Consider the following 9873-nt stretch of genomic DNA (forward strand, 5'->3'; position numbering starts at 1 on the left):
GGTCATTTCGTCCATGGCTCCTTCAGCGGTCTGGGCATAGGAGATGCCGTCCTGGGCATTGCGGTTGCCCTGATTAAGGCCGTTGATCTGGGAGGTGAGACGGTTGGAAATCTGGAGGCCGGCGGCGTCATCCTTGGCGCTGTTAATGCGGAGACCGGAGGCCAGGCGCTTGTAGGATACATCCAGCGCATTGGTGGCATTGGCCAGATTGCGATTGGAATTCAGCGACGAAACGTTGGTATTTACATATAAAGCCATTTTTAAATCTCCTAAGCTAATCTATCCTCTGAAGCTTATTATTATTCGCAGTGGCTGCTTCAGCATGGTACAAGAGCCGCCCCGGGGACGGTTCTCTTTTGTTTTTATCTTCCATGAAATATTCATGCCAGAAAGGAGATTTTGGGGGTAAAAATTTTTCAGGGGTTATGCTGCAAGGCTTTGTGAACTCTTTCCAAAACAGCCTTTCCGCTTGATCAGGACAATAGCTCAGGCCCCGGCGGCTGAATACTGGCATTTATCAGGCGGACACCGGGTGAACCGGCAATTCGGGAGCGGATTTTTGACGGCGGCAATAATTTACCGGCGACAGCGGCAGTAATCCGGGAAATACTGACGGGGAAAGACGGGAGAACTTCGCGAAGTAACGGCAGAATTCGTAACAGAGTCGTTTTTCGATTGTGCCTTTTCAGCTATGATAATGACGGGAAGCAAATTAACAAGCTAGCAAGGAGGCGCTGATTATGGCAAACACCCTGGTGCAATTCAGAACAGATGAAACAGAGAAGCTTGAAGCTATGCGGATCTTAGCAAAACTTGGACTGAGCCTCCCGGAATACCTCAGAATGTGCCTGTCTCGGCTGGTTCAGGAGAAAGCCCTTCCCTTCAGCATGAAACCGGAAAACGAAGACCATGCAGGCAGCATCTGGGCAGGCAACTCCGGAGCTGACAATGCCGGAATCCGGGCATTAAGGAAAGCAAGTCAAATAGCCTTAGAGCACGGGATTCAGGACATGCCCCTTGATGAAATCAATGCTGAAATTGCCAAAGCCCGGAAATAGTCACCAATAAGCTATCGGCATGTTCCGTCTGCCTCTCTGAAATACCCCCGGCAAGGAAGGGGCTTTGCAAAAAAAGCCGGGAGCAAACCGCATCTCATGTTTTTCTTAACGCCCTGCTGCATTTCCGGCGCTGCCCTCACCCTGCTTTTTCTCCCAGAAATCACGGAGCCCGTTAAAGGCCGCCTCGCTAAGCATATGCTCCATGCGGCAGGCATCTCGCTCGGCGATTTTCTGGGACACCCCCAGAAGCTGTTCCAGAAATCCCGTTAACACCACATGCCGGGCATAGATGCTGCGGGCCTTTTCCTCCCCCGCCGGGGTTAAAATGAGGTCGCCCTTTTCCCCGCGGTTCAGAAGGCCCAGATTGGTAAGCACGTCCATGGCCCGGCTGATGGAAGCCCGGGATACCCCCAGAGCCTGAGCGAGGTCGGTGGAACGCACCCTTTTCCCGTCCCGGGACATCATGTAGATATGCTCAATATAGTTTTCCCCGGATTCATTGAGCTCGCCGATTTCCGGGAGGTGGGAGGAATCAATGCCGCTATCGGCAGGGACGTTTTCCCTTTTCAAAAAATTCCTGATGCCCTTAACAGTGCTGGCGCTTACCACATGCTCAACGCGGCAGGCATCGATGTCCGCCTGCTCCGGAGAAATGCCTGCGGCATAAACCAGAAAGGATCTCAGGAGGCGATGGTAGGCGGCCACCTTCCGGGCGAGTTTCTTCCCGTCCTCGGTAAGACTGATAAAGCTGCCCTTCTCCAGGGTAACCAGCCCCTTGTCCCGAAGAAGCCCCACGGCCCGGCTTACCGACGGCCGGGACACCTTAAGCTTTTTGGCAATGTCAATGCCCCTCACAAAGGAACCGGAGCCCGATAAAAGCAGAATGGTCTCGAGATAATTTTCTTCAGATTCCGAATCTATATATGTCGCCACCGCTCCTCCTTGATTCTCCGCGCTCTGACAAACCCGCATGTCACCGGAAAGCATTAAAGAGTAATAATAGGCAGGCTCCCGAGATAAAGTCAAACATTTGAAGATGCATTTGCCGGCAGCCATAAAAAACCGGCCCGCCCTTCCGAAATTGCCTTCATAGAGCCCACGAATTAAAAAAGGCCGCGCCCTGCGGCGCAGCCTCATTCTCACTGCCGGAAATTCCGGCATTTTTCGGGTCTCCTACTTAGTCACCATGACAAAAGGAATTTCCGCGCTCTCGGAGGGGCCCTTCCGGAACATCAGGAACAGGAATACCCCCAGAAGAACCAAGGCAACTCCTGTCATGATCCCGAAACCGTACCCGGCCATGAGCATGGCAAGCTGGTAGACGATAAAGGCAAACCCGTAGCTGAAGCCCAGCTGATACGCAATAGCGTACCAAAAGAGCCGGCCGCCGCCGATTTCCCGGTGGAGGGTGCCTACCGCAGCCACGCAGGGAACGGTGAAGAGGTTAAACAGCACAAAGGACAGAGCTGCCAGAAGTCCGGCCGCGCCCTTTTCGTCGATGTGGAAAATGTTATTGCGCACCTTTTCATAAAGTCCGGTAACCACCTCATCCTCTTCGCTGTCAATGGCATCCTCTTCAGCTCCGGCAAAGACGCTGAGGGTGCTGACCACCACTTCCTTGGCCGAAAGTCCGGAAACCGTAGCCACTGTAGCCCGGTAATCATCAAAGCCCAAAGGAGCAAATACCACGGACACCGGCTGCGCCACATCCGCCAGGATGCTTTCATCAGGCTCGGAAACGGTATGAATGCCCTCCTCGCTGCTGTAGCCCAGAGAAGACAGAGTCCAGATCACCACGCAGCAGGCAAAAATGATCGTACCGGCTTTTTTGATAAATGCCCGCACCCTTTGATACACCGTAAGGAGCACCACTCTGGGAGACGGAATGTGGTAAAGCGGCATCTCCATCAGCATGGGAGCCGGAGAGCTCTTAAAGTCCTGGAACTTCTGCATTATCAAGGCCGAAATGATGATAATGGCCACGGACGTAAAGTAAATAGCGGCCGGAAACCAGGCATAATCACTGAAAATTGCCGAAGCAAACAGCACAATAATGGGAAGCTTGGCGCTGCAGGGGATCATGGTGGCGGTAAACAGGGTAACCCGTCTCTCGCTTTCCTCGGGCAGGGTGCGCACGGTCATAAGAGCCGGAACGCCGCAGCCGGTGCCGATAATGTACGGAATAAAGGCCCGGCCGCTGAGACCGAAGAAATTAAACACCCGATCCAGGAAAAACGCCGCTCTGGTCATATAGCCGCATTCCTCGAGAAGAGCCAGCATGAGGAACAGGATAATCATCTGCGGCACAAAGCCCAGCACCGCACCCACGCCGCCGACAATGCCGTCGCTCACGAGAGATGCTGCGAGCTCGGAGAACTCCAGCTTCTCCATCATTTCCTTGGTCCAGGGAATAATCATTTCCCCGAACAGCGTGTCGTTAGTCCAGTCAGTAAGAATGCTCCCCAGCCAGGTGACTGAGATAAAGTACACAAAGAACATCACCGCCACAAAAATCACCGGCGCCATGAAGCGGTTCAGCACCACGGCGTCCAGCTTCTCTGTCAGCGTCTTCTTGTGCGGGGCCACCTTAACATGCCGGGACATGAACTCGGAAATGAAGCCGTAACGCTGCGCGGCCAAAGCCTCGTAGATGCTGCCGCTTTCGGTATCAGCGGCCAGAGAGGCGCGGTGCTTTTCCACCAGGGAGGCCGTATCCGGATTCTTAAAGCAGTCTTCCGGAATGCGATCCCCGAGAAGAGCGCTGGCAGCCAGAAAGGAGGCTCTCTTTTCATAAGCGGGGGCGATGCCGGCGGTAATCTCACTTATGGCAGCGGCAAATTTCTGGTTTCCCGGACAGAGCGGCGGCAGAGCCTGCCATTCTCCCTTATCCAGGTATTCCCGAAGCTCCTTTATGCCGTCGCCTCTGGTGGCGCTTACCGGAATCACCCGGCAGCCCAGATCCTTTTCCAGAGCCGGCACATCAATGCTGATGCCTTCCTTTTCAACATCGTCCCACATATTGAGAAGGAGCACCATGGGAAGTCCCAGCTCCCGGAGCTCCATGCTGAGATACATGCTTCGCTCCAGAGAGGTGGCATCAACAATGTTCACAATAAGATCGCAGCGGCCGTTCAGAAGCTCGTCCCGGGCAATAATTTCCTCGGCGGAAGCGCTGGAAAGCGAATAAATGCCCGGCAGATCCACCATCTGGATACTGCTGCTGTATCTCCCGGTATGACGGGCCACCGTTACTCCGGGGTAGTTTCCGGTTCTCACGTGAAGATTGCAGAGCCGGTTAAAAAGAGTGCTTTTGCCGCTGTTGGGATTGCCGATAAACATGACTCTTCTGGCGGCATTGTCCTGAGGAACCTCAGGGCTTTCACAGCAGCACTTGCTATTGGTATTCATGCGGATATTACCTCTACCTCAATGGAGGACGCGTCATGATTTCCGAGAATTATGCTGAATCCTCTGATTCCCACAATTATCGGAGATCCCAGAGTGGCAACATGCTCCAGAGAGACCCTGGTACGGGGCAGAAACCCCATTTCATAAAGTCTGCGGGCATGAAGATCACCGGTTTTAACCGCCTTTATCACGGCAGTCTGGCCCGGCTTCAATTCACTGAGCAACATTCCTGATCCTTAAAATTTCCTATGGTCATAACATGTCAATGCTTAGCATTTGCTAAATGATGTTAGCAAATGCTAATAACTGGGGGCAATTTTAGCACAAAGTTTCAAATTTTCAAGAAATCCCTTGAAACGACGGCAAAAAATTTCCGGCCTCCCGGAGAGGGCCGTCGGAACCGAGGGAATAATGATGCCAAACCTTATACAACAAGGCCCGCTGGGAAACAAAGCAAAAACGGAGGGAGGTAAAAACAGGGAAAAAGAGGCAAAAAGGATCTGAAAATAAACCGGAAAATGAAGAAAACCGGCAAAGGATAACCGTAAGACCGGACAGCGCCGGGCCGCAGCTTTAAACTGCAGCCCTTTAAGAAAAAGCTGTCAGCGGATGTAATCAAACAGGGTTTCGCCGTGCACGGAGCTAAAGGTCTGCCGGGCTACATTGAGAGCATTCTGCTCCTGCAAAAGCTCCGCCACCACCTCGTAGACATCAACCTCGCACTCATTAGCCCGCACCTCTGTTTTAATATCGGAGAGCGCGTCATTGGAGTTTATCACCGCGTCAATGTTGCTGAGACGGGAGCCCACATGGCCCAGAGCCAGGTTGACGTTTTCCTTGGCGCCGTTCAGGGACACCTGCCCCATCCTGAGCGCCTGGGCCTTGTCATAGGCGGATATGCTTTCATCCCGGAGCACATTGATAATGCCGGTGAGAGTATTCAGCGCATTATCGTTGGCCGGGGGATCCAGCGAAATCACCGCGCTGTCCATTCCGGGGGGCATGGTAATCTCCAGGCCTTTGAAATCGATGATGCCCTCGGGGGACACCGTGCCTGTCTGCAAGGTTTCGCCGCCGCGGCCGGTGATGGTGTAGGCATCGCCGGTTACGGAAATATTAAGATCATTGCTGTCATAGGCATTGGTATAGCCGTTAACAAAGCTGTCGAATTCATCGCTGTTCTCATATGACAGCGTCACCCCGGGGGTGGGAGAAGCTGCGGTGCGGCACAAAGGAGCCTTTTCAAACACCGAAAGCGCGCTGTCGGAGGTGGTAAGAGTCACTGAGGGAGAGACCTTCACCTGTCTCCGGCCGCCGTCGGCATTGCAGATATACGCCCCGTCGGAGGTTCTGGAAAACGCCGGGGTCAGGGACTGATTGCCGCTGAAGATATATTCGCCGCCGGCGGTTTTGGTATTCATGAGATTGAACAGCATGTCCCGGGTTTCTTCCAGATCCTGAGCCACGGTATTGAAGTTTGCCTGATCGTAGGTACCGTTAACGCCGGCCTGCATGCTGGTAACGGCATGGAGCATATATTCATAAATGGAGCTCAGGGCGGTTTCCTCCAGATTCAGCTGATCCGCGGCCAGTCCGGCATTTACGGAATACTGCTTATAGCTGGCGATTTCCGCATCCAGCCGGAGCTTGGTGCCCATGCCGGTGGGATTTTCAGAAGCGGTGGCGAACTTGGCTCCGGTGTTGTACTGGCGATCCAGGGATTCCAGCCGGGCGTTTGAGTTCTGCATATAGCGCACGCTTCTGTCAAAGCTTAAACCTGTAGTTACTCGCATAATATCACCCCAGAGCGCTCAATAATGAATCAAAAACCGTCTGCGACACGGATATTATTCTGGCGCAGGCCTGGTAGCACTGCTGATACCGCACCAGATTGGAGGCTTCCTCGTTGAGATCCACGCCGCTGGACTCCTCGGTAATGGTGAGAGTCTGATCCCTCTTGGCCGTAGCCGCTTCCAGATTGACATTGCTCACGGATATGGTGCTGCCCAAATCGCTGACCATATCGCTGTAGGCCGCGGAAACCGTCTGATTGATCCGTCCCTGCACCAGCTGAGCCTGTTCCAGATTCTGCATCAGGATGCCGTTGGAATTGTCTGCGAAACCATTGGTATTAAGCCCGATGACAAAGCTGTCGCCGTTTCTGACCGTGCCGGTAATGCTGAAGTCAAAGCCGGGATACGTCTCCGCATCGCCAAACACCAGACTGTCAGGATCATTAACATCTGAAAGCATATTTGCCAGAATATTGCCGCCCTTTGTCGAAGCAAGAGTCGTGCCAATAATATTGTCAGAAGCGTCATGAACCTCATAATTTCCGGCGGCGTTTATCACCACCCGCACCGGAGCCCCTGCCGCAAAGACAGAACCGTTTATGCTGTCCGAGGGCGTCATGCTGAAAGCGGAAAAGGCATCGGTGTTGGTTACCCCGTCAATGGAGATGGTGGCATTTCCCAGATTCTGCGAGTCCTCGCTGCCCCTGATAACGCTGGCCAGGGCAAAATCCTCCGGGCGGTTGATTTTCAGGGAAAGGTTATAGCTGACATTGGCCGTGGGCTGAATCAGAAATTCGTCCCCGGCCGTGGGCACCCCCGAAACCTCTACCTGAAAACCCAGGTCCGGAATGGTAATGGTGCCGTTAAGATCATCGACATTCCCCTGGAAGATCTCCGTAAGCTCGCTGCCGTTCTTCTCATTCAGGGTGTAGGTGCCGTCATTGTTGATTTTAATAAGATAGTCCTTGCCGGTGACGTTGCTGGCATAGCCCTCCATAAAGGACATGGTCATGCCGCAGGTGGCGCTTCTGGTGAACACCCGGGTTTCCGGAAGATTAAACAGGGCATCGCCGGCCTTGTTTTCCAGAGTAATGCCGGATTTATTTTGCTTGTTCAGACTGTCAGCCAGCGCCACGGCCACCTTGCCGAGATTCCGCTGCGCCCCCCGGAGTTCATCTCCGGCATCAAAGTATCCCCCCAGCTTGCCGCCTACATCATCGCTGAGCAGGGTGTAGCCGTTGTCGGCGTTATAGGTCAGGCCCAGATGATACTCGGTCTCGTCCAGACTGGAGGGCTCCACCATGAGGGTGGCGCAGCCGTCTCCCAGTACCAGGGTCGAGCCGGATGCCATGTTGACGTAACAGGAGCCGTTGGGCTGCTCCACGGTTTTAATGTCAATGATTTCCGAAAGCTCAGTAATAAGATGATCCCGCTGATCCTGCATCTGGAGATAAGCGGCGGAGCTGGTATCGGTGCTGGCCTCCACAATCTGGGAATTAAACTTGTAGATGCTCTGGAGGAGATCGTTAACTCTGGTGACGGATTCTTCAATCTTGCGGTTATTGGTGAGATATTGCTCCTGAATATTATTGCCGATGCTGTTCACCCGGTTGGTAAACACCTCAAGATTGCCCATAAGAGAATTTCTGGAGGAAAGCTCCGTGGGAGCGGAGTTAGCGCCCTGGATGGACGCAAACAGATCCGAGATCACCGGATTAAGCCCGGTGGCATCGCTGGAAAGCATGCTGTCAATGATGGTAATGGCTTCGGTTTTGGCGGTGTAGTAGCCTACCCGGGCATTGTCTCTTAAAAGCTCTCTTTCGGCATAGGTGTTAAGGATCCGGGAAGTGGTGTTAAAGCCGGCTCCCTGGTCCAGAACATTGGTGCGAATTATGGTGCGCTGCCGCGAATACCCCTCAGTATTAACATTGCTGATGTTATTACTGGTGGTCTGGAGCATGGCTCGTTGAGCAAGAACGCCGCTGGTTCCGATTTTCAGCATGTCCGACATAATTCTCTCTCCTGATAGCGTGGCAGATCAGTGTTCAGCCGGGGCGGGGGCCGGTTTTTCCGGAGCTTTATTGTCCGCAGCCTGTCCCGCATAACCGCTGAAGGCGTCATGCCTGTATATTTTTTTAAGTTTCGATGCATAATTCGGGTCAGTTGCGTACCCGGCTTTCTGAATTTCTTCAAAATATTGATCCGGATCACTGCTGACAGAGGCAGCCCGGGCGTATCTGGTATTGGAGGAAATAAGACTGGCGTAATCCTCAAAGCTTTTCCGGGGAGAATTGTAGGCCCGGAAGGAGGAAAGCTCGTTAACCATCCGGCCGTTCTCGAATTCCGGCGAAGATTTGACGGCGGTACGGCCCTTCCAGGAGGAATTCCCCTTGATCCCGAAGAAATTGTTATCAGCGCCGATATGCTTGCCCCAGCCGGTTTCCAAAGCGGCCTGACAGACAATAACCACAGGATTGAGCCCGAACTTGCGGGCCACCTTGCGAGCCAGAGGCATGAGCTTGGCCACGAAGTCCCGGGGACTGTCAAAGGACATATCGGAATCATAACGGCTGTCATCAACGCTGCCGTAGGCCTTAATCCGCTCCGGCGCCTTTCTGGGGCCCAGCTCCATATCCAGAATGCGATCTCTGGTCTCATTGCCGGCATTGCGGGTGTCAGTCATGCGGAGATGAGCCGGCAGCGGACTGGCGGAAAGCGGGGAAGCAGAAGAAGGAGCAATGCCAAAATTCCGGCGGTCAGGATGATCCGGGGCAGCGGCAGCAGATCCGGCGCTGCCGTCAATTTCCGCGATGATCCTTTTTCCGTCGTCCCCCATGCTCCGGGCAAACTGCTTAACCAGAAGCGTGGTCAGGGAGGACTTGCTGCCGGCATTGGCTTTGGCCACGCCGGTAATAATCTGCTCATCCAGCATTGACTGAAAAAGCCCCCCGTCAGAGGTTTTAAGGGGACTGTCAGGACATATTTCGTCATTAGCTTCCCGCATGCCCTTGAACCAAAACTGATTCAAAAGCGACTCAAACTGTTCTGCAGCCGTGTACAGAGCCTGCTTCCGGGCTTCGTAGGAATCCTCGCGGCCCATGTCGCGGAGACGGTTAAGACTGTGAACATCCTGAACCAGCCCCAGATTACGGGCATCTGATTTAATATCCATATTGCCTCCGCCAAAAACAAATATCAGACACAGCTGAAATATCTGTAAGAAGGGAAGCAAACATCATGCCAAAGCATGATAATGGTCATCTGAAAAACTCGGAATAACAACAGGAAACAGCGTCGAAAAAGGAAGAAAACTGATAAAGCGATAAAATGAGAAATCAGAAACGAAAAAAGCCTTCACAATCGAAGGCTTTCTCCATGATAAATGCCCGGTAATTACCTACTCTCACATAGCGAATGCTACACTACCATCGGCGTTACTGCTTTTCACTTCTGTGTTCGGAATGGGGACAGGTGGTACAACAGCACTATGGTCACCGGGCGAACCCTGCTTTACATAAAATAAAATCATATGCCTGACGATGACCTGCTCTCACATAGCGAATGCTACACTACCATCGGCACTGATCCGTTTCACTTCTGTGTTCGGAATGGGA

At 53.1% G+C, this 9873-nt stretch carries 7 protein-coding genes, 1 rRNA gene and 1 pseudogene; 1 reads left to right on the forward strand and 8 read right to left on the reverse strand.

Annotation, left to right across the window (positions count from 1 at the left end; all coding sequences use genetic code 11):
• A pseudogene (locus ACJROR_RS07815) lies at nt 1–258 on the reverse strand (flagellin); the annotation flags it as partial.
• A 482-nt stretch (nt 259–740) separates the two neighbouring features.
• Between ACJROR_RS07815 and ACJROR_RS07820 the strand changes: the two are divergent.
• Entirely contained in the window at nt 741–1058 is a 318-nt protein-coding gene (locus ACJROR_RS07820; protein WP_406038707.1) for a type II toxin-antitoxin system RelB/DinJ family antitoxin, read from the forward strand.
• A gap of 105 nt (nt 1059–1163) precedes the next feature.
• Here the strand turns inward: ACJROR_RS07820 and ACJROR_RS07825 are convergent, their stop codons facing one another.
• The 7 genes from ACJROR_RS07825 to rrf all read right to left on the reverse strand — a co-directional run bounded on the left by ACJROR_RS07825 (nt 1164) and on the right by rrf (nt 9758).
• Nucleotides 1164–1991 (reverse strand): metal-dependent transcriptional regulator, encoded by an 828-nt coding sequence (locus ACJROR_RS07825; protein ID WP_406546637.1) that lies wholly within the window; start codon nt 1989–1991, stop codon nt 1164–1166.
• A gap of 240 nt (nt 1992–2231) precedes the next feature.
• Nucleotides 2232–4466: a ferrous iron transport protein B gene (feoB, locus tag ACJROR_RS07830; RefSeq protein ID WP_406546638.1), complete on the reverse strand. Its 2235-nt coding sequence runs from the start codon at nt 4464–4466 to the stop codon at nt 2232–2234.
• Nucleotides 4463–4693, reverse strand: a complete 231-nt coding sequence (locus ACJROR_RS07835) for a ferrous iron transport protein A (RefSeq protein ID WP_406546639.1) — start codon at nt 4691–4693, stop codon at nt 4463–4465. The genes feoB and ACJROR_RS07835 overlap by 4 nt, the downstream gene beginning before the upstream one ends.
• A 375-nt stretch (nt 4694–5068) precedes the next feature.
• On the reverse strand, nt 5069–6259 hold the full coding sequence (flgL, locus tag ACJROR_RS07840; RefSeq protein WP_406546640.1) for a flagellar hook-associated protein FlgL: 1191 nt from the start codon (nt 6257–6259) through the stop codon (nt 5069–5071).
• Nucleotides 6260–6263: 4 nt separating this feature from the next.
• A complete protein-coding gene (flgK, locus tag ACJROR_RS07845) occupies nt 6264–8270 on the reverse strand; it encodes a flagellar hook-associated protein FlgK (RefSeq protein ID WP_406546641.1) in 2007 nt (668 codons plus the stop codon).
• 27 nt (nt 8271–8297) lie between these two features.
• Nucleotides 8298–9431: a glucosaminidase domain-containing protein gene (locus tag ACJROR_RS07850; protein ID WP_406546642.1), complete on the reverse strand. Its 1134-nt coding sequence runs from the start codon at nt 9429–9431 to the stop codon at nt 8298–8300.
• A gap of 212 nt (nt 9432–9643) precedes the next feature.
• Nucleotides 9644–9758, reverse strand: a 5S ribosomal RNA gene (rrf, locus tag ACJROR_RS07855).
• Between the last annotated feature and the right edge of the window lie 115 nt (nt 9759–9873).

The sequence above is a fragment of the Succinimonas sp. genome (assembly GCF_045225735.1).
In the GTDB taxonomy this organism is placed as follows: Bacteria; Pseudomonadota; Gammaproteobacteria; order Enterobacterales; family Succinivibrionaceae; genus Succinimonas.

Bases quoted from the DNA above. Each gene is read 5' to 3' on its own strand.
- flgK (WP_406546641.1), bottom strand. From the start codon at position 8,270: ATGTCGGACATGCTGAAAATCGGAACCAGCGGCGTTCTTGCTCAACGA.
- ACJROR_RS07850 (WP_406546642.1), bottom strand. From the start codon at position 9,431: ATGGATATTAAATCAGATGCCCGTAATCTGGGGCTGGTTCAGGATGTT.
- ACJROR_RS07835 (WP_406546639.1), bottom strand. From the start codon at position 4,693: ATGTTGCTCAGTGAATTGAAGCCGGGCCAGACTGCCGTGATAAAGGCG.
- feoB (WP_406546638.1), bottom strand. From the start codon at position 4,466: ATGAATACCAATAGCAAGTGCTGCTGTGAAAGCCCTGAGGTTCCTCAG.
- flgL (WP_406546640.1), bottom strand. From the start codon at position 6,259: ATGCGAGTAACTACAGGTTTAAGCTTTGACAGAAGCGTGCGCTATATG.
- ACJROR_RS07820 (WP_406038707.1), top strand. From the start codon at position 741: ATGGCAAACACCCTGGTGCAATTCAGAACAGATGAAACAGAGAAGCTT.